Source organism: Streptosporangium sp. CA-115845, from assembly GCF_050943795.1.
In the GTDB taxonomy this organism is placed as follows: domain Bacteria; phylum Actinomycetota; class Actinomycetes; order Streptosporangiales; family Streptosporangiaceae; genus Streptosporangium.
Map to the genome: position 1 here is coordinate 7,036,630 of NZ_CP191988.1, position 19,347 is coordinate 7,055,976.

Here is a 19,347-nt window from a genome sequence, read left to right on the forward strand (position 1 = left end):
CATCCCCGAGCCATCGGGGCGACCGTCACCCTTCCGGCACAGGTGATCATCCTTGCTCGGATGACCGGCGGGCACGCTCCTGAGAGTCGTCTCAGGAGCGTCTCAGCTTGGATCAGTAAGCTCACGCCGTGACATCCCTCCCTCTTTCGAAGGGAGGGGATTCCCACGCTCAAGGAGAACCGGTGAAACGTGGGGCAAGGTCGGCCACCTGGATCGCGGTGGTCGCCGTGCTGGCCGTCGGCGTCGTGGCCTGGCTGGTCTGGCCGTCCGCACCGGACGTACGGGCCCAGGAGCAGATGATCACAGTGCTCGACGGGCCGGGCGACGACCAGCGGGTCACCCTGGACGCGAGTTTCTTCCCTCCCGCCGGAGGCGGCAGGGCTCCGGCGGTGCTGCTCGCGCACGGCTTCGGCGGCAGCAAGCAGAGCGTCAGGGACGCCGCGGTGCGGCTGGCCCAGGACGGTTACGCCGTGCTGACCTGGTCGGCGCGGGGCTTCGGCCGCTCCTCGGGGCAGATCGCGCTGAACTCCCCCGACTACGAGGTCAAGGACGTGCGCCAGCTGGTCGACTGGGTCGCGAAGCGGCCCGAGGTCCGGCTCGACGCGGCGGGCGACCCGCGGGTGGGCATCGCGGGCGGCTCGTACGGCGGGGCCATCGCGCTGATGGCCGCTGCCCACGACCCCAGGATCGACGCGATCGTCCCGCAGATCACCTGGTACGACCTGGCCGACGCGCTGTTCCCCGACGCCACCGGGCAGGGGCCCCAGAACGGGGTGTTCAAGCGCATGTGGGCCGGGCTCTTCTTCAGCCGGGGCGGCCCCGCACCGGCCATCGGCCCGGCCCCCCTCGGTGGTGGGAACGGCGGAGGCGCGGAGCGGCAGGCGCAGGAGCGGCCGCTCACCGCCGAGGAGGTGCGCTGCGGCCGGTTCCTGCCGGAGATCTGCGACATGTACCAGCAGGTGGCCCAGAGCGGCCGGGCGACGGCGAGCGCGGTGGAGACGCTGCGCAGGTCGAGCCCGATCTCGGTGCCCGGGAAGATCAGGATTCCGACGCTGCTGCTGCAGGGACAGCGCGACTCGCTGTTCCCGCTGGGCCACGCGGACGCCAACGCCAAGGCCATCGCCGCCACCGGCGCCCCGGTACAGGTCGCCTGGTTCGACGGCGGCCACGACGGCGGCGACGGCGAGGTCGACTGGCTGCACGGTAGGACGCTCGGCTGGTTCGATCGCTACCTGAAGGAGGCCGGCGACGCGGCTCAGGCCGGCGACGCCTTCACGGTCACCCGCGCCGGCGCCCGCGACCCCGGCACCCGCCGTCCGGTCCAGCTGCACGCCACGGCCGACCGCTACCCCGGGCTGTCGGGCAGCGGCCAGACCTCCGTCCCGCTCAGCGGCCCCGACCAGTCGGTGGCCACCCCGCCCGGCGGCTCTCCCTCCTCGATCTCCACGGTGCCCGGCTTCGGCGGCCTCGGCGGTGGCGCCCCGGTGAACCTGTCCATCGACATGGCGGGGCAGAGCGCCGTCTTCGACTCCGCCCCGCTGACCGCCCCGCTCCAGGTCACCGGCAGCTCGACGGTACGGGTCCGGGTGACCGCGGAACCCGCGCCCGACACGCGGACCGGGAGCGACGAGGCGAAGAGCCCGGCGGACGAGGTCACCCTGTTCGCCAAGCTCTACGACATCGCGGGCGCGACCCAGGCGCCGATCCTGCCCGAGGGGCTCGTCGCCCCGCTCAGGATCGCGATCGGCGCGGACGGCTCGGGCGAGGCCACGGTGACCCTGCCCGCCATCGACCACAGATTCGATGTCGGACACCGGCTGCGGGTCGCGTTCACCACCACCGACCTGGCCTACGGCACCCCGGCGGCCCCGGCCGTCCACCAGGTCGCCCTGGCCTCGCCGGCCGTGACCGTCCCCACCCACGCCACCCTGCTCACCCCGCAGACCGGCCCCGCCTGGTGGATCTGGGCGCTGCCGCTGGCATCCCTCGTCGTCGCGGCCGTCCTGCTGCTCGCCGGGCGCCGCCGCACCACCGACGGCCGCGACCCCGAACTGGACTCCGTACCGCTGCGGATCAGTGGGCTGACCAAGGCGTACCGGAACGGCGAGCGCGCGGTGGACGACCTGTCGTTCACCGTGGAGCACGGCCAGGTGCTCGGCCTGCTCGGCCCCAACGGGGCGGGCAAGACCACCACCCTGCGCATGCTGATGGGCCTGATCCGGCCCGACGGCGGCGAGATCCGGATCTTCGGTCACCGGGTGGTGCCCGGCGCCCCGGTCCTGTCCAGGCTCGGCTCGTTCGTCGAGGGCCCGGGTTTCCTGCCGCATCTCAACGGCCGCGAGAACCTGGAGCTGTACTGGAAGGCGACCGGGCGGCCCGCCGAGGACGCCAGGTTCGCCGAGGCCCTGGAGATAGCCGGGCTCGGCAAGGCCCTGGACCGCGCCGTCCGCACCTACTCCCAGGGCATGCGCCAGCGCCTGGCCATCGCCCAGGCCATGCTCGGCCTGCCCGATCTGCTGGTGCTGGACGAGCCCACCAACGGGCTCGACCCGCCCCAGATCCGCGAGATGCGCGAGGTCCTGATCCGCTACGCGGAGGGGGGCCGTACCGTCATCGTCTCCAGCCACCTGCTGTCGGAGGTCGAGCAGACCTGCAGCCACGCGGTGGTCATGCACCGCGGGCGCCTGGTCACGGCCGGGACCGTGAGCGAGCTGCTGGCCAGCCGCACCCCGGTCAACGGCTCGGGCACCCGCCTGGAGGACGTCTTCCTGGACCTGATCGGAAACAAGGTATGAGCGACTCCAACGCCGCCCTCACCACCCCGGCCGGCTCGCCGGGCGACCTCGCGCGAAACGGCTCGGCGCGCGGGTACGCGCCGGGCCGCACGTTGCCGCTCGCCGTGGAGATCGTCCGCCAGTTCAAGCGGCGCCGCACGCTGGTGATGTTCGGCCTGCTGCTCGCGCTGCCGTGGATCCTGGTGATCGCCTTCAAGGTCGGCGCCGGGTCGGGGCAGCCCGGCACCTCGCTGCGCATCTCCGACCTGGCCGTCGAGGGCGGCCTGAACTTCGCCGCGTTCGCCCTGTCGGTGTCCGCGAGCTTCCTGCTGGTCGTCGCGGTGGCACTGTTCTGCGGCGACAGCGTGGCCAGCGAGGCCAGCTGGTCGTCGCTGCGCTACCTGCTGGCCTCCCCGATCCCGCGCGACCGGCTGCTGCGGCAGAAGCTGGTCGTCGCGATGGGCTACTCCGCGGCGGCGGTGGTCTGCCTGCCGGTGATGGCGTTGCTGGCCGGCACCCTCGCCTTCGGCTGGAACGACGTCCGGGTGCCGGGGACCGGCGAGACGATCGCCGCGCTGGACGTGCTGCCCCGGTTCGGGGTGGTGATCGGCTACGCCCTGGTCAGCCAGTTCGTGGTCGCGGCCCTGGCCTTCCTGCTCTCCGTCAGCACCGACTCCCCGCTGGGCGCGGTCGGCGGCGCGGTCGGCCTGGTGATCGTCAGTAGCATCCTGCAGGCGGTCGAGGCGCTCGGCTCGCTCAGGGAGTTCCTGCCGACCTTCTGGAACAACGCGTGGCTGGACGCCCTGGCGCCCCAGCCCTCGTACGAGGGCATGCTCAAGGGGGTGGCCGTCTCGGTCACCTACTCGGCGATCCTGATCGCGTTCGCCTTCCGCCGCTTCCGGAGCAAGGACGTGGTCTCCTAGTCAGGGCCGGGGCGCATGTCGTACCAGAGCCTGGCCGGCCTCCCCGCGCCGGGCGGGCGCGAGGAGGCTCGGGGAGTCAGAGGTGGATGGTCACGTACATCTTGCGGAGGGTCTCGTGGACGTGCCACTCACCGCGCCAGCCCTCGGGCATGACCAGCGTGCTGCCGGGCCCGACCTCGGCGCTGGTGCCGTCCTCGTGGGTGATGGTGGCCCGGCCCGTCAGGATCTGGCAGATCTCGTGGTAGCCGTCGCGGACCGCGGTGAACGTGCCGGGGGTGCACTCCCACACGCCGGTGACGGTGTCGCCGTCCTCGCTGCTCCACACCGTGAGGCCGGCCTCACGCTGGTCACCGGCGACCGAGGTCGGCTTCGGGGCGTCCGGTCCCAGGTCGGCTGTGGTCGCGTCGGGCAGGACGATGCTCATAATCGCGCGTTTTCCTTTGACTCTCGGGTGAACTCATTGACGGCGTGCGACGAGGTCGGCCGCCTTGGCGATGGACGAGGTGGTGGAGCGCCCATTGGCCAGCTCGGCCCGGTCGGCGGCCCGGTAGGCGGTGTACATCGACTGCACACCGAGCCACCGCAGCGGCTCGGGCTCCCATTTGCGCACCCTGCGGCCCACCCAGGGCAGCCGGGTGAGCGAGGTGTCCGCGCCGAGCACCAGGTCGCGCAGGGTACGCCCGGCGAGGTTGGTGGTGGCCACGCCGTGCCCGACGTAGCCACCCGCCCAGCCGAGCCCGGTGACCGGGTCCAGCCCGGCGGTGGAGCACCAGTCGCGCGGCACCCCGAGCACCCCGCACCAGGCGTGGTCGATCGCGGCCGTGCGGGTCACCGGGAAGAGCCGGACCAGCGCCTCCCGCAGCGCCCGCACGGTCGAGGCGTGCGTCTTCCCGTCCTCGTCCGTCTTCGATCCGAACCGGTACGGCACGCCCCGCCCGCCGATCGCGATCCGGTCGTCGGCGGTGCGTTGCGCGTAGATGTAGGCGTGCGACAGGTCGCCGAGCAGCTCGCGCCCCTCCCAGCCGATCTCGTCCCAGACATGGCCGGGCAGCGGCTCGGTGACGATCAGCGAGGAGTTCATCGGCAGCCACGTCCGGCGCTCGCCCGCGATCTCCGCGGTGAAGCCCTCGGTGGCCCGCAGCACGTACCGGGCGCGTACCGTGCCACGCGGGGTGCGGGCCTCGTTCGGCACGATCTCGGTGACCGGCGTCGACTCGTAGATCGTCACCCCGAGCTCCTCGACGACCCTGGCCAGGCCCTGCACCAGCTTGGCGGGCTGGACTCGGGCGCAGTGCGGGTTGAAGGAGGAGCCGAGGGCGGCGGGGATGGCGATCCTGGCCTTGGTCCGCGCGGCGTCGAGGACTGTGATGTCGTCGTTGCCCCACTCGCGGGCGTGCCGTACCTCGTCATGGAGCCTGGGCAGGTGGGAGGGGATGTGGGCGACGTCGAGGATGCCGCCCTTGACGATGTCGGCGTCGATGCCCTCCTTGGCGGCGACGTCGATCACCTCGTCGACCGTCTCGTTCATCGCCCGCTGCAGTGCCACGACGCCCTCGCGGCCGTGCGTCTTGGCGAAACGGCGGGCCGATCCGGCCAGCGCGGCGGTCAGCCAGCCGCCGTTGCGGCCGGAGGCGCCGAAGCCGGCGAACCTGCGCTCCAGGACGACGACGTTCAGCCCGGGGTCGGCCTTCTTCAGGTAGTAGGCGGTCCACAGGCCGGTGTACCCGGCGCCGACGACGCACACATCGGCCTCGATGGAGCGCTCCAGCGCGGGGCGGGGAGCGGGCAGGCCGATCTCCCGGTACCAGAACGACACCTCTCCGTTGACTGTCACGCCGAGGCCCTTCCGGCGTGGCGGGTGATCCCGGCGATGATGGTGCGCGCGACGCGCACGTCGAACAGGTCCGCGTCGGCGACGGTGGACACGTCGTGCGAGAGGATCACCGCGTCCCCGGCCAGGCCGGGCCTCAGCGCGCCGCGTACCTGGTCCTCGTGCCCGCCGGCGGCGGCCCACGAGGTGAACATCCGGGCCGCCTCGTCGAAGGTGATCGCCTCGGCGGTGGGCGTCGCGCCGGGGCCGCCCCGGTTGACGGCGCAGGCGATGTTGTACAGCGGGGAGGCGCCCTCGGGCACCGTGCCGGTGGTGTCGGTACCGCCGATGACCTCGAAGCCGAGGTCGATCAGGCTGCGCAGCGGCGTGCCCTTGCGGGCCAGCCGCTCCTCGCTGGCCGAGGCCAGGAAGTGCGGCGTGGTCACCAGCCGCACGCCCGCATCGGCGATCGCGCGGGCGTCGTCCAGGTCGAGGTAGTCGGCGCCGTGCTCGATGCGGTGCCGGAGGCGGCCGTGCCTGGCCGGGCCGGTCTTGGCGACGGCCTCGGCCGCCATCCGCACCGCGCCCTCGCTGACCGCGTGCATCCAGAGCTGGATCCCGTTCTCGTCGGCCAGCCCGACGAACGCGTCCAGCTCGTCCTGGGTCCACTTGGCGTCGTCGAAGACCTCGTCGAGGCCGTCGCCGTGCTGGCCGTCCACGAAGATCTTCACGCCGCCGAAGCGCCACGGGGCGGGCTCGCCGGCCGAGCGGCGGCCGGCCGCGATCACGTCTTCCAGCCGGGCCAGCCTGGGCACGTGCGTGTACGTGGTGACCGCGACGGGCAGGGTGCCGTTCGCCTGGGCGTCGCGCAGGGCGGCCTCGTCGGAGGCGGCGAACGGGATGGTGTGAATCGAGGTGATCCCGTTGGCCAGCAGCAGCGACTCGGTGTGCCGCTCGACGGCGGCGCGCATGAGCTCGGCGGAGAAGCCGGGCAGCTTGTCCCAGACCTCGGTGACCACGCCGTTCGGCTCGCCGTCGGCGTCGCGGTGGATGGTCATGCCGCGCTCTTCGAGGCCGTCCAGGATGCCGATGCGCTTCAGGCCCGCGGTGTTCAGCATGGACACGTGCAGCCCGGCGAAGATGATCAGCGGCCGCTCGGGCTCCAGCTCGTCCAGCTCCCGCCGGGTGAACAGCCTCCCTTCGGCCACCTTGGTCTGCAGGCCGAACGACGAGCGGCAGACCAGCCAGCCGTTGCCGTCCGCCTCGGCCTGCGACCTGATCGCCTCGGCGATGTCGGCCAGCGACGTGGCGGGCGGCGTCTGGGCGCTCAGCCAGTACGTCAGGGACGCGCACGACAGCTCGAAGTGCGTGTGCCCGTCGACGAAACCCGGCAGGACGGTCCGGCCCTGGCAGTCGACGCGGGGCAGGTCTCCGGCGAGCGCGTCGATCTCCTGCGTCGAGCCCACCCGCTCGACGACGCCGTCGCGGATCAGCACCGCTTCGGCGCGGGGGTGGTCATCGTCCATCGTGCGTACGTCGGCGTTCACGAGCACGATTGAGCCGTGGGACATACTGCGGCCTTTCGGTAGGTGTTAGGCGCTGATGAGGATGGAGTCGCGGGCGGCCCAGCGGGCCTCGGTCTCCTGGCCGACGGGGACCGGCCGGTGGTCGCGCTCGGCGAGCTCGCGGACGATCACGGTGGCGCCGTCGGCCGTACGGCACTCGTAGCGCAGCTCGCTGCCGAAGTAGCCGACGTCCACGACCCTGACGCCGACCCGCTCGGAGCCGTCACCGCCCAGCCGCATGACCTCGGGGCGGATCATGACCACGACCGCGTCGCCCTTGGCGAAGGCGCGGGCGGAGGCGGCCTGAACCACCCGGCCCTCGGTGGTGCGGACGTCGTACAGGTCGTCGCCGGCGGCACCGGCCACCCGGCCTTCGAGCAGGGTGGCCTCGCCGATGAAGTCGGCGACGAAGCGGGTGGCGGGGGCGGCGTAGATCTCCCTTGGCGCGCCGACCTGCTCGATGCGGCCGTCCCTCATCACCGCGATCCGGTCGGACAGGCTCAGCGCCTCGTCCTGGTCGTGGGTGACGTACACGACGGTCACGCCGCGCTCGCGGTGCAGACGGCGCAGCTCGATCTGCATGTGCTCGCGCAGCTTCTTGTCCAGTGCGCCGAGCGGCTCGTCCATGAGCAGCACGCGCGGGTCGGTGATCAGCGCCCTGGCCAGGGCCACCCGCTGCTGCTGCCCGCCGGACAGCTCGCTGGGCCGCCGGGCCGCACCCGCCGCGAGTTGCACGCCCTCCAGCGCCTCCATGGCCCGCGCCCGCCGCTCCTGCTTGGCCACGCCGCGCATGCGCAGCGGGTAGGCGACGTTGTCCAGCGCGGACATGTGCGGGAACAGGGCATAGCTCTGGAAGACCACGCCCAGCTCCCGCCTGTGTGGCGGGATGCCGACCACGTCCCGGTCGTTGAGCAGGATCCGGCCGGAGGTCGGCGTCTCGAACCCGGCCACCATCATCAACGTCGTGCTCTTGCCCGAGCCGCTGGAGCCGAGCAGGGTCAGGAACTCACCGGTGTGGACGTCCAGGGCGATGGAGTCGACCGCCGTCACGTTCCCGTAGGACTTCGCCAGCGAGTCCAGGCGCAGGGCGATCTCAGGCGTCGGCGTCATCGTGTGCACTCTCATCTCGGTTCTTCCGTCCAAGCAGCGCCGACCCGCCCAGCAGGATCGACGTGGTGACGATCAGCATGGTCGCGACGGCGGCGATCGTCGGATCCAGGTCGGTCTGCACGCTCTCCCACATCTTCACCGGCAGCGTGGTCGTCTCCTGGTTGGTCACGAAGATCGCGACCACCACCTCGTCGAACGAGGTCAGGAAGGCGAACAGCGCTCCGGCCATGACGCCGGGGGCGATCTGCGGCAGGATCACCGTCAGGAACGCCCTGACCGGCGAGGCGCCCAGGCTCCGCGCCGCCCGCTCCACGTTCGGGTTGAGCGTCTGCAGCGGCGCCGACACGTTCAGCACCACATACGGCAGCGCCAGCACCGTGTGCGCGACGATCAGCCCGGTCATCGAGCCCACGAGCCCGAAGTGCACGTAGACCGCGTACACTCCCAGCGCGTAGGCGACCATCGGAACGATCATCGGCAGCGCGATGACCGCGTTGACCACGCCCAGGTAGCGGGCCCTGGTCCGGGTCAGGCCGATGGCGGTGAGTGTGCCAAGGACCGTGGCGAGCACCGTGGTGATCGCCGCCACCCGCAGGCTGACCAGCGCGGCCTCCACCCACTCGGGTGAGGTGAAGAAGTTCTCGAACCAGCGCAGCGAAAGGCCGCTGGGCGGGAACTCGATGTACGGCGAGGCGTTGAAGGCCACCGGCACGATCACCACGATCGGCACCAGCAGGAAGACCGTCACCAGCGCGGTGACGATCCACGCGAGTCGTCTGGTCATCGGCGCAGCAGCCTTCCGATTCCGAAGGTCTTCGCCGCGACGGCCAGCACCACCAGCGTGAGCACCAGCAGCACCGTGGACATGGCCGAGCCGAGCCCCCAGTTGAGCAGCTTGGAGAACTGCTGCTCGATGATCTGGGCGAGCATCGTGCTCTGCGCGTTGCCCAGGATCTGCGGGGTGACGAAGAAGCCGAGCGAGACGATGAACACGATCACCGCGCCCACCATGATCCCCGGCATGACCAGCGGCAGGTAGACCGTGTAGAACGCCACCGCCGGCCGCGCGCCCAGGCTCTGCGCGGCCGAGACCAGCCGCATGTCCACCGAGCGCATCACCGCGTACATCGGCAGCACCATCATCGGCAGCATGATCTGCGTCATGCCGATCAGCACGCCGGTGGAGTTGTGCACCAGCTTGAGCGGCTCACCGATCAGCCCGATGTTCATGAGCATGGAGTTGACCAGGCCCTTGGGCGACAGGATCACCAGCCAGGCGTAGGTGCGCACGAGCAGGCTGGTCCACAGCGGCAGCATCAGCGCGATGGTCAGCAGCGTCCTCAGCCTGGGGCTCGCGATGGTCATGCACCAGGCGAACGGCAGGCCGAGCACCAGGCAGGCCAGCGTGGTCAGGACGGCCACCTCGAACGTGGTGCCCAGCACCCGGAGGTAGCCCTCCGAGCCCAGGAACGTGCCGTACCAGTGCAGGCCACCCGGCGCCTCGGTGAAGCTGCGCAGCATGATCAGGACCAGCGGCACCACGAACGCGAGTACGACGAACACGAGGCCCAGCAGGCTGAGCGAGGAGGCCCCCAGGACCGGCCGCCGCGCCCGCGGCGCTCCGGCACGGGCCATCAGGCCACCTGCCATTCCGTCCAGCGCGCCGAGACCTCGTCCAGCTTCTCGACCCAGTAGTCCTCCTTGACCCATACGGCCTTGGCCAGGTTCTCCGGGGCGGTGGGCAGCAGCGGGCGGACCTTGTCGCCGACCAGGTCGACGGCCTTCTTGCTGACCGGCGCGTAGGAGGTCAGCTCGGCGAAGGCGGCCTGGTTGGCGGGCTCCAGGGAGACGCCGATGAAGTCCATCGCGCCCTGGACGTTCTTGGCGCCGTTCGGGATGACGTGGTAGCCGACGTAGGTGAGCTGCTGGTTGAACTCGACGCTGACCGGGGCGCCCTTGGTGATCAGGTCGTAGGCGCGGCCGTTCCAGGCCACCAGCAGGTCGACGGTGCCGCTCTGGATGAGCTGCTGCTGCTCGGCGCCGGTCTTGTACCAGACGATCTTGGACTTGACCGCGTCCAGCTTCTTGAACGCCCGGTCCAGGTCCAGCGGGTACAGCTCCTCGGGCTTGACGCCGTCGCCCAGCAGGGCGGTCTCCAGGATGATCTGCGGGTCGTTCTCCACCCCGCGCATCCCGGTGAAGGCGTTGACGTCGTAGAACTCGGCCCAGCTCTTCGGGCCCCTGTCGCCGAGCTTCTCGTTGTTGTACGCGATCACGTACGACAGCACGTAGGCGCCGATGCCCCGGTCCTGGATCGCGTTCTCGATGATGTCCGAGGTGTCCAGCTTGGACGTGTCGATGACCTGGTAGAGCTGCTCGGAACGGTTGTTGCGGGCGTGCGAGAACGACGCCTGGACGACGTCCCACTCCACGCTGTCCGCCTCGACCATCGCGCGGATCTTGCCGAGCTCGACGGGGCTCGCGTAACGCGGGGCGGTGCCGTACTTGGTGGTGTACGGCGTTCCCCATGCCTTCTTGACCGCGTCCTCGGTGGTGCCGCCGTAGGAGGCGTAGGTGATGCCGCCGCCCTTGGCCGCGGATCCGGCGGGGCCGCTCTCTTCGGCGCCGCAGGCGGCCAGGAGCGGAACGCTGCCGACGGCCGCGGCGCCCGCCATGGCCAGGCGGAGGAAGTCCCTCCGCTGAATCGCGCGGCCTGAGCCCAGGATGAAACCGTCGCCAGCCATTGTTCTCTCCCAGCGAAATGCGTTGTTCACTATGACACAACTTGTGTTTCAGGGCACTGTACAGAGTGTTCAGCTACACTGACAAGGAGTGTATTTAGTGCTGCCGAACCGTGACCCGGTAAGATCACCTGCCGCCGCACACGCAGGAGACCGAGGAGTTGGCGTCCATGTCACCGAAGGACACCCAGGCCGCCCCCGTCCACCGCCATGTGGGAGAACAGATCCGTAGTTTCCGCACGATGCGCCGGCTCTCCCTGCGCACCGTCGCCGACGCGGCGGGCGTCAGCCCCAGCTTTCTCAGCCAGCTCGAACGCGGGCACACCAGCGCCAGCATCGGCTCGCTGCGCAGCGTCGCCGAGGCGCTCGGCGTCAGCATGGCCGACCTGTTCACCGAGGACCAGCAACCCAAGCCGCAGGCGGTGCGCTTCGAGGAGCATCCCCGGCTGGCCAGCGAGCCCGGCGCGCGCAAATACCTGATCACCCAGCGCCCGCTGCGGAACCTGGAGATCTACGGCGGCGAGTTCGATCCCGGATCGAGCACCGGTGACGAGCCGTACACCCATGGCGACTCGCAGGAGGTCTTCATCGTCACCGCGGGGGAGGTCGTGCTCACCCTCGACGACGCCACGTACGTGCTACGGGCCGGCGACAGCATCGAGTTCCGCAGCAGCACGCCGCACCACGTGCGCAACGACGGCACCAAGATGGCCGGCGTCCTGTGGATCTGCAGCCCCGTCAGCGGCGTCGGCTGAACTCCCTAAGGTGGTGAGGGTGACCCGCCCCATCCAGCGGCCCTCCGCCCGCGTCTTCCTGGCCGACCACCACGACCGCCTGCTGCTCTTCCAAGGAGCGGACGGCACGTGGTTCACCCCCGGCGGCGGGATCGACCCGGGCGAGCCCGTCGCCGTCGCGGCCGCCCGCGAACTCCTCGAAGAGACCGGCCACCGCGTCACCGCCGACCTGCTGGGACCGATGGTCGCCACGACGGCGGGGCACTGGCGGGGGGCCTGGAACGGCCGGATGTACTACTCCGTCGAGTCGTACTTCTTCCTGCGGGTGCCCGGCTTCACCGTCGACACCTCGGGCTTCACCGACTACGAACGCACCGATATCGGCGCCCACCACTGGTGGTCCCTGCCGGAACTGCGCTCCACCACCGCCAACGTGGTCCCCTGGAACCTGCCGCCCCTGCTGGACCGCCTCTTCGCGGGCGACCTCCCCGCCGAACCGGTCACCCTGCCGTGGCACCATCCGGAGTTCGCCCACCTGGTCGAGGACGGCGCGTGATCGCCCCGGCCGGTCGGTCCGCCCGAAGCACCCGGCCATCCCGCCGGGAGATCGATCGGCGTTTCTCACCCGGGTGGGGCCGCCCTGACATGTCCCTTTCCGCGCCTGATGAGTCCGGGCGCGGAGGGACGCGGACGTAGGTCAGCCCCAGTGCGGGGGGCGCTCCTCGATCAGGCGGGCGTCGTCGTCGGCCTCGCGCCACTCGCTCCAGCCGACGTCGGTGTCGTCGGCGGTCTGGTCGGGCAGGACCGGCAGGCCGTCGTCTGCGAGGTCGACGGGACGCAGGTCATCGGGTTCGAGCACTGTCACGTGCCCATGCTAGCCATCCGCCCGGCCGGTCTTCGCTCTTCGCGGAGAAGATAGGCCGGACCTGCCTCTTCGCGGAGAAGGCAGGCGGGGCTTGGCGACGCCGGGGACAGGTGAAAGCCCAGCGGGTACGATGCGAGGGCAGGTTTCCGCAACCCCCGTGAGGCGCCATGACAACGCCAGCAGGATGGCGGCGAGACGGCAATCTCCCCAACGAGCTGACCAGCTTCGTGGGGCGCACCAGGTTGCTCACCACGCTCAGGCAGCGGTTGGACGAGCACCGCCTGGTCACGGTGACCGGCATCGGAGGGGTCGGCAAGTCACGCACCGCCCTGCGGATCGCGCATCTGATGCGCAGCCAGTTCAAGGACGGCGTCTGGTTCGCCGACCTGGCCCGCCTCCAGGACTCGGGGATGGTGCGCCACACGATCACCTCGGCCCTCGGGATCGCCGACCAGTCCGCCCGCTCGGCGGACGAGACGCTGATCGAGTGGCTGGGCGACCGCGAGATCCTCCTGATCATCGACACCTGCGAGCACCTGGTCGACGCGTGCGCCGCGCTCTTCGAGGACCTGCTCCGCAGCGCCAAGGGCCTGACCATCCTGGCGACCAGCCGCCAGTCGCTGAACGCCAAGGGCGAGCACACGGTCACCATCCCGCCGCTGACCGTCCCCGGCGACTCCCCGGGCGAGGACGTCTTCACCAACGAGGCGGTTCAGCTCTTCGTCGCGCGGGCCGGTGCGGTGGTGCCCAACTTCATGCTGGACGAGGGCAACATCGGCCCGGTGGCCGAGCTCTGCCGCCGTCTCGACGGCATCCCGCTCGCCATCGAGCTGGCCGCGGTCCGGATGCGCGCGCTCTCCGTGGAGCAGATCCTCGGCCTGCTGGCCGACCGGTTCAGCCTGCTCGCGGGGGCCAGCCGCACCGCGCTGCCCAGGCACCAGACGCTGCGGGCCGCGATCGGCTGGAGCCACGAGCTGTGCGAACCGGCCGAGCGGCTCCTGTGGGCACGGCTGTCGGTCTTCGCCGGAGACTTCGAGCTCGATGCCGCCCGCTACGTCTGCTCAGGGGACAGCCTCCCCTCAGAGGACATCATGGACCTCATCTCCAGCCTGGTGGAGAAGTCGATCCTGCTGAGCGACGGCACGCCGTCCGGGCACCGCTACCGGCTGATCGACACCCTGCGGCAGTACGGCGAGGAGTGGCTGGACAAGCTCGGCGAGCGCGACCGGATCAGGGAGAAGCACCGCGACTACTACCTGCAGCTGGCCTCAAGGAGCGAGGACGCCTGGTCGGGCGCCCGCCAGGTCTACTGGTACGTCAGGATGCGCCACGAGCACGACAACATCCGCGTCGCGCTCGACTACTGCCTGCGCACCCCCGGCGAGGTGCAGTCCGGGCTGAAGCTGCTGTCCTCCCTGTGGTTCATGTGGGTCGCCTGCGGGCTGGCCCGCGAGGGCAGGCTCTACCTGGAGAAGACCCTGGAGCTGGCTCGCCAGCCGAGCGCCGAGCGGTGCAAGGCGCTCTGGGTGCTGTCCTACATCAACAGCGCGCAGGGCAACATCAGCGGTGCCATCGAGGCCGCGGAGCAGTGCAGCTCGGACGCCGTCAGGGTCGGCGACTCGGGCGCGGTCATCCTGGCCACCAAGATGCTCGGCACCGCCGCCTTCCTCCAGAACGACCTGCAGAAGGCGAGCGCGCTGCTGGGCGTGGCGATCGAGTTCCACAAGAGCGGGCGGGAGCTCAACCCGGGTCTGCTCCCCTCGATCGTCGAGCTGTCCATGGTGCTGCTCATCCAGAACGAGCCGGCCGAGGCCGAGGTGCTGCTGCGCGACTGCATCGCGGTCTGCACCCAGCGCGGCGAGCTGTGGCTGCGCTCGTACGCCATCTACGCGCTCGCCAGCGTGTGCCAGGCGATGGGCCGCTCGCCCGAGGCCACGTCGAACGCCCGTGAGGCGCTCCGCCTCAAACGCTACTTCCACGACGTGCTCGGCATCGGCCTGGCGATCGAGGTGGTCGCCAGGCAGGCGCTGGAGGACGGTCAGCCGGTGCTCGCCTCCCTGCTGATGGGCGGCGGTCAGGCCAACTGGCGGACCTTCGGGATGCCGCAGATGGGCTCCCCCTTCTTCAACTCCGAGCACGACCGCTGCGTCAAGGAGTGCAGGCGCGTCCTCGGCGACGAGGCACACGAGGAGGCCTTCTCCCGGGGCAGGAAGCTGAACCTGGAGGAGCTGATCGTCCTCGCGCTCGGAGACCACGAGGACGGTCAGGTGCTCTCCGGGTGAGTCACCCGGCGGACTCTCCCCCTGCTGCCAGGCCGTCGTTTGACGCGCTCTTCGGCATGAATGCCGAAGATTCAGCCTGTGCCGCCGATGCGGCACTTCTGCGGCTTCCTGCTTCACCGACCTGTGCCACCGAAGTGGTCTTACCGGGTCTCCACCGGCTTTCGAGCCTTCCGGCCCGCGTTCCCACCCGCCCGGCGGTACCTGACGGCGATCACCGTACTACCCGCTGTTCCGTCGTAGCGGCGAAACAGCTTTTCCAGCCCCGCTACGCGGGAGAGTCCGCTTCACCCGCGGCGTAACCGCCGGAGCACTACGGACGATCCTGGTAACGGGAGCTGGTCAGCGAGTAGTCGACGCTGCCGCTGATCCAGAACTCCAGGCCGCGCACGTAGGCGAGCACCGCCTCGGAGCCGAGCGCCTCAAGGGAGGGGCGCAGCGCCACCATGTCGGCGATGGCCTGGTTGCGCATGGCGCCGATCGCCTCCATCGCCTGCTGCCGGGAGTAGCCCCGGTGCCTGGCGAGCACGCTCACCAGGTTGTTGCGGGAGTTGACGCCCTCGCTCTCCTTGGCGTAGGAGATGAGGTCGTTGTCCCAGACCACGACGTCGTTGGCGCTCTCGGTGATCGCCTTGACGTCGGGGTGGCGCCACTCCTCGGGGGTGAGGGCGCGTCCGCTCGCGACGTCGATGAGGGCGAAGACCGTGAGCATGGCACCGGTGCGCCGCCGCATGAAGAGGTAGTCGTCCAGCTGCGGAACCACGTCGGCCTCGCAGTTGGCGGCCTCCCACACCTGGGCGAAGAGGTAGTCCTTGGTAACGGAGCGCCAGCGGTCGAGCTGGTCGTCGTCCCCGTATCTGGCGATCCTGCCCTTGATCTCCAGAAGCGTCCTGGCGAAGACGTCGTCGACCTCCTGCCCGGTCTCCAGGTCGTCGAGGACGGTGAACAGCCGGGGCAGGGCGCGGGTTATCTCGCCTGCGCCGCGGCCCGACTCGCAGAAGGCGTCGTCGAAGGCGAACAGCCACACGCACCAGTCGGTCACCAGGCGGAGCGTGTGGTGCTCGGCGTAGGGGTACGTACGGGCCCCCAGCCAGCCGTACTTCGCCCGCCGATAGCGCTCCACGGTCTCGGCGTCATCCAGGATGCCGGTGTCCACCAGCCAGTCGAGGGTCTCGGCGTTGACCCTTTCGACATGGGGGCTGACCTCGCTGGGAAAGGGGCAGGGTAACGGGGGGACGCGAAGTGGTAGGCCTGACCTACGCGTAGTAGTAGTTCCCACTCCTCAAGGATGGCCGAAGGGCGATACTTTTCCTATACATCGGCAAACACCTGGATATCGCAATTTTCGGCTTAACGCCCGAACCATTTCCGGTATTCGCCCTGGCCGAACATCCGGGCCGCGTCCGTCGCCGAGGGTAGGCACGGAGCGTCTCCGTCTCACCGGCTCTCGCCAGGTCGAACAGACGGGTTGCGAACTCCTCAAGCTCAGGGTCAGGCTGCATGTGACCCGTTGTGCCCCGATAGGGTGCCTGTGACCGCCGAGGGCATCCGGAATTCAACGGACCCCCCGTGGGTTGAGCTGAAGAGACGATCGACGAAAGGCTGGAAAACGGTGTTCGACCCGACGGATCTCTACCGGCTCAGCGGAGACGTCCCTGAGCTGACCGATCCGGTGCTGCTCTACCACTTCGACGGGTTCGTGGACGCCGGTGGCGCCGGACGGCTCGCCATCACCCATCTGCTCGACGAGCTGGAGCACCGGGTCGTGGCGACCTTTGACGTGGACCGCCTGCTCGACTACCGCTCCCGGCGGCCCACCATGACCTTCGACAGTGACCGCTGGGTGTCCGTGGAGAGCTCCGAGATCACGCTGCACCTCGTCCAGGACAGCACCGACACACCGTTCCTGCTGCTCAGTGGCCCCGAGCCGGACCGCGAGTGGGAGCTGTTCACCTCCGCCGTCGAAACGCTGGTCACCCGGCTGGGCGTCGGCAGGCTGGTGACCTTCCACGGCATCCCGATGGCCGTCCCGCACACCCGCCCGCTGGGCGTCACCGGACACGCCACCCGGCCCGAGCTCGTCGCCGGTCAGACCAGCGCCTTCGGCAAGGTCCAGGTGCCCGGCAGCGCGACCGCGCTGATCGAGTTCCGGCTCGGCGCCAAGGGGCACGACGCCCTCGGCTACGCCGTGCACGTTCCGCACTATCTGGCGCAGGCCGAATACCCCTCGGCCGCGGTGACCGCGCTGGAGGCGGTCACCAAGAGCACCGGGCTGGTGTTCCCGCTGGATGGCCTGCGCGAGGCCGCCGGGAAGACCGACGCCGAGATCGCCGAGCAGATCGAGGCATCCCAGGAGCTGTCCACCGCCATCACCGGTCTGGAACAGCAGTACGACGCGTTCGCCGCGGGCTCCGAGCGCGCGAGCCTGATGGCCGAGTCCACGGAGATGCCGACCGGCGACGAACTCGCCGCCCAGTTCGAGGCGTTCCTGGCCGAACGCGACGAACATCGCGGTGACTGACCTGCGCGTCGGCCTCATCGGGTACGGGGTGGCGGGGGCGTTCTTCCATGCCCCGCTGATCACCGCGACCCCCGGTATGCGGCTGTCCGCGGTGGTCACCGGTGACCCCGGCCGGGCCGCCGAGGCCTCGGGGAGGTACGGCGCGCGGGTGGTCGGCGACGCCGCCGCCCTGTGGGACGGCGCCGACCCGGTCGACCTGGTCGTGATCGCCTCCCCCAACCGCACCCACGTTCCGCTGGCGGAGGCCGCCCTGAAGGCCGGCCTGCCGGTCGTGGTGGACAAACCGCTGGCCGCGACCGCCGGACAGGCGCGCGGCCTGGTGGAGCTGGCGCGTGCCAGGGGCCTGATGCTGACCGTGTTCCAGAACCGGCGCTGGGACGGCGACTTCCTGACGCTCGGGCGGCTGGTCGCGGCGGGCGAGCTCGGCGAGATCACCCGGCTGGAGTCGCGCTTCGAGCGCTGGCGGCCGCTGCCGAAGGGCGGCTGGCGCGAGACGGGCGGCACCGACGAGGTCGCCGGGCTGCTCTACGACCTCGGCAGCCACCTGGTCGACCAGGTGCTGCGCCTGCTCGGCCCGGTCGTCGACGTCTACGCCGAGTCGGACGTGCGGCGCCCGGGGGTGAACGCCGACGACGACACCTTCATCGCCCTCTCCCACGTGGGCGGGGCCCGTTCCCACCTGTGGGCCGGCGCGGTCGCCCCCCGGCTCGGCCCCCGCTTCCGGGTGCTCGGCTCGCGGGCGGGCTACCTGAAGTACGGGCTGGACGTGCAGGAGGAGCAGTTGCGCGCCGGTCTCACCCCCGCCTCTCCCGGCTTCGGTGCCGAGCCTCCGGAGCGGTGGGGCACCCTCGGCACCGACGACGACAACCGCGTCGTCCCCACCGAACCCGGCGCCTACGCCGGGTTCTACCGGGCCGTGGCCGCCGGTCTGCGCCAGGGCGCTCCGCCACCGGTCGACCCCGGGGAGGTCGTCGAGGCTCTCACGGTGCTGGAGGCGGCCCGGCGCTCGGCCGCCGAGCGCCGGGTCGTCACCCTCTGACGACCTGACGACGCGCCACCGCTCAACATCCGGGTGCCGCGCCTCCGTACCGGAAGCGCGGGCCGGTCGCGCGACCTGACAGGGAACCTCAGTCGCGCAGGCGGGCGCGGAGGAGACCGGAGTCGCTCGCGCTCCAGCCGTGCGAGGCGAGCCATTCGAGCGGGCCGCCGAAACGGTTGTCCAGGACGTGCAGGAACTGCTCGATGTACTCGGGCCTCGGCCGGTGGTCGTCGGCCGGGCGGGTGTCGAGGTCGTCACGGTAGGTGGCGCTGGAACGCAGCCGGGCCAGGATGCCCTCCAGGCGGTCACCCGTGGCGACGTAGTCGGCGACGATCGCCTCACGGGTGGCACCGGCGACCTCCAGCGCGAGGGCGCTGACGACACCGGTGCGGTCCTTGCCCGCCGCGCAGTGCACGAGGGCCGCGCCGTCGTCGCGGGCCATGGCGCGCAGGGCCGCCAGGACCGAGTCGGGACGGTCGCGGAGGTAGGCGTAGTAGTAGCCGGTCACCCGCAACTCGGCGAGGTCCTCCTCGTCCCGCGCCGTCCAGGGCAGCACCCGGTCCGCGTCGATGGTGTCGGCCTCGACATCGGTGTACCTGCCGCCCTCGGCGAACAGGGTGAGGTGGTGGATGCTCACCTCCGGCACCCCGGTGAGCGGTCCCGGCCCCTCCAGCCGCACCTCCGGACCCGAGCGCAGGTCGACGACGTTGCGGAGCTTCAGGTCGGCGACGAGCAGCTGAATGTCCCGCTCGGTCAGATGCTGCAGGTTGTCGGCCCGGTAGATGCGGCCGAAGCGTGTGGTCCCGCCGTCCACCGTGGCGAGCCCGCCGAGGTCGCGTACGTTGACGGCACCTTCAAGATCAATCCAACGCGTGAAGTCGTTCATCGCCGCCAAGTTTATACTCCCCTTTACGTATGGCCAGTTAACGCATAGGACCTATTTCCGTAATTGCCGATGTCCATGTACCGCGTCCGTAAATGCACCG

Annotated in this window: 17 protein-coding genes; 7 read left to right on the forward strand and 10 right to left on the reverse strand. The window is 70.6% G+C overall.

Translation table 11 applies throughout. The annotated features are described in order from the left end of the window. The first annotated feature begins 182 nt into the window (after positions 1–182). The gene (locus tag ACQP0P_RS33585; protein WP_433362665.1) at positions 183–2,795 is read left to right on the forward strand and encodes an alpha/beta fold hydrolase; all 2,613 of its coding nucleotides are present in this window, start codon (positions 183–185) and stop codon (positions 2,793–2,795) included. Then, a complete protein-coding gene (locus ACQP0P_RS33590) occupies positions 2,792–3,697 on the forward strand; it encodes an ABC transporter permease (RefSeq protein ID WP_433362668.1) in 906 nt (301 codons plus the stop codon). The genes ACQP0P_RS33585 and ACQP0P_RS33590 overlap by 4 nt, the downstream gene beginning before the upstream one ends. A 76-nt stretch (positions 3,698–3,773) precedes the next feature. On the opposite strand, the gene ACQP0P_RS33595 is transcribed toward ACQP0P_RS33590, so the two are convergent. Genes ACQP0P_RS33595 through ACQP0P_RS33625 form a run of 7 tightly spaced genes read right to left on the reverse strand, consistent with a single transcriptional unit; the run spans position 3,774 to position 10,926 of the window. Further along, the gene (locus tag ACQP0P_RS33595) at positions 3,774–4,121 is read right to left on the reverse strand and encodes a cupin domain-containing protein (protein WP_433362671.1); all 348 of its coding nucleotides are present in this window, start codon (positions 4,119–4,121) and stop codon (positions 3,774–3,776) included. A 33-nt stretch (positions 4,122–4,154) separates the two neighbouring features. Beyond that, a complete protein-coding gene (locus ACQP0P_RS33600) occupies positions 4,155–5,531 on the reverse strand; it encodes an NAD(P)/FAD-dependent oxidoreductase (RefSeq protein WP_433362674.1) in 1,377 nt (458 codons plus the stop codon). Further along, positions 5,528–7,054 carry an amidohydrolase gene (locus ACQP0P_RS33605; RefSeq protein ID WP_433362677.1) on the reverse strand — a complete coding sequence of 509 codons (1,527 nt, stop codon included), beginning with the start codon at positions 7,052–7,054 and terminating at the stop codon, positions 5,528–5,530. The genes ACQP0P_RS33600 and ACQP0P_RS33605 overlap by 4 nt, the downstream gene beginning before the upstream one ends. Before the next feature lie 45 nt (positions 7,055–7,099). After that, on the reverse strand, positions 7,100–8,182 hold the full coding sequence (locus ACQP0P_RS33610; RefSeq protein WP_433362680.1) for an ABC transporter ATP-binding protein: 1,083 nt from the start codon (positions 8,180–8,182) through the stop codon (positions 7,100–7,102). Next, positions 8,166–8,966: an ABC transporter permease gene (locus ACQP0P_RS33615; protein ID WP_433362683.1), complete on the reverse strand. Its 801-nt coding sequence runs from the start codon at positions 8,964–8,966 to the stop codon at positions 8,166–8,168. Before ACQP0P_RS33615 ends, ACQP0P_RS33610 begins: the two co-directional genes overlap by 17 nt. Beyond that, entirely contained in the window at positions 8,963–9,817 is an 855-nt protein-coding gene (locus tag ACQP0P_RS33620; protein WP_433362686.1) for an ABC transporter permease, read from the reverse strand. The genes ACQP0P_RS33615 and ACQP0P_RS33620 overlap by 4 nt, the downstream gene beginning before the upstream one ends. Continuing rightward, entirely contained in the window at positions 9,817–10,926 is a 1,110-nt protein-coding gene (locus ACQP0P_RS33625; RefSeq protein WP_433362689.1) for an extracellular solute-binding protein, read from the reverse strand. The genes ACQP0P_RS33620 and ACQP0P_RS33625 overlap by 1 nt, the downstream gene beginning before the upstream one ends. A gap of 167 nt (positions 10,927–11,093) precedes the next feature. Here ACQP0P_RS33625 and ACQP0P_RS33630 point away from each other — a divergent pair, with 167 nt between their 5' ends. Together ACQP0P_RS33630 and ACQP0P_RS33635 are read left to right on the forward strand one after the other, a co-directional pair. After that, positions 11,094–11,678, forward strand: a complete 585-nt coding sequence (locus ACQP0P_RS33630) for a helix-turn-helix domain-containing protein (RefSeq protein WP_433362692.1) — start codon at positions 11,094–11,096, stop codon at positions 11,676–11,678. Positions 11,679–11,697: 19 nt separating this feature from the next. After that, complete coding sequence (locus tag ACQP0P_RS33635; RefSeq protein WP_433362695.1) at positions 11,698–12,213, forward strand: NUDIX hydrolase; 516 nt, start codon at positions 11,698–11,700, stop codon at positions 12,211–12,213. A gap of 141 nt (positions 12,214–12,354) precedes the next feature. On the opposite strand, the gene ACQP0P_RS33640 is transcribed toward ACQP0P_RS33635, so the two are convergent. Continuing rightward, positions 12,355–12,522 (reverse strand): hypothetical protein, encoded by a 168-nt coding sequence (locus tag ACQP0P_RS33640; protein ID WP_355558313.1) that lies wholly within the window; start codon positions 12,520–12,522, stop codon positions 12,355–12,357. A gap of 167 nt (positions 12,523–12,689) precedes the next feature. Here ACQP0P_RS33640 and ACQP0P_RS33645 point away from each other — a divergent pair, with 167 nt between their 5' ends. After that, a complete protein-coding gene (locus ACQP0P_RS33645) occupies positions 12,690–14,804 on the forward strand; it encodes an ATP-binding protein (RefSeq protein ID WP_433362699.1) in 2,115 nt (704 codons plus the stop codon). A 310-nt stretch (positions 14,805–15,114) separates the two neighbouring features. Here ACQP0P_RS33645 and ACQP0P_RS33650 read toward each other — a convergent pair whose 3' ends face one another. Next, positions 15,115–15,957: a 4-epi-cubebol synthase gene (locus tag ACQP0P_RS33650; RefSeq protein ID WP_433362702.1), complete on the reverse strand. Its 843-nt coding sequence runs from the start codon at positions 15,955–15,957 to the stop codon at positions 15,115–15,117. A 456-nt stretch (positions 15,958–16,413) separates the two neighbouring features. Here ACQP0P_RS33650 and ACQP0P_RS33655 point away from each other — a divergent pair, with 456 nt between their 5' ends. Both ACQP0P_RS33655 and ACQP0P_RS33660 read left to right on the forward strand, forming a co-directional pair. Then, positions 16,414–17,322 (forward strand): proteasome assembly chaperone family protein, encoded by a 909-nt coding sequence (locus tag ACQP0P_RS33655; RefSeq protein WP_433362705.1) that lies wholly within the window; start codon positions 16,414–16,416, stop codon positions 17,320–17,322. After that, on the forward strand, positions 17,315–18,361 hold the full coding sequence (locus tag ACQP0P_RS33660; RefSeq protein ID WP_433362708.1) for a Gfo/Idh/MocA family oxidoreductase: 1,047 nt from the start codon (positions 17,315–17,317) through the stop codon (positions 18,359–18,361). Before ACQP0P_RS33655 ends, ACQP0P_RS33660 begins: the two co-directional genes overlap by 8 nt. An 88-nt stretch (positions 18,362–18,449) precedes the next feature. Here the strand turns inward: ACQP0P_RS33660 and ACQP0P_RS33665 are convergent, their stop codons facing one another. Continuing rightward, positions 18,450–19,247, reverse strand: coding sequence for a tyrosine-protein phosphatase (locus ACQP0P_RS33665; RefSeq protein WP_433362711.1), 798 nt, complete (start codon positions 19,245–19,247; stop codon positions 18,450–18,452). Positions 19,248–19,347: the final 100 nt, after the last annotated feature.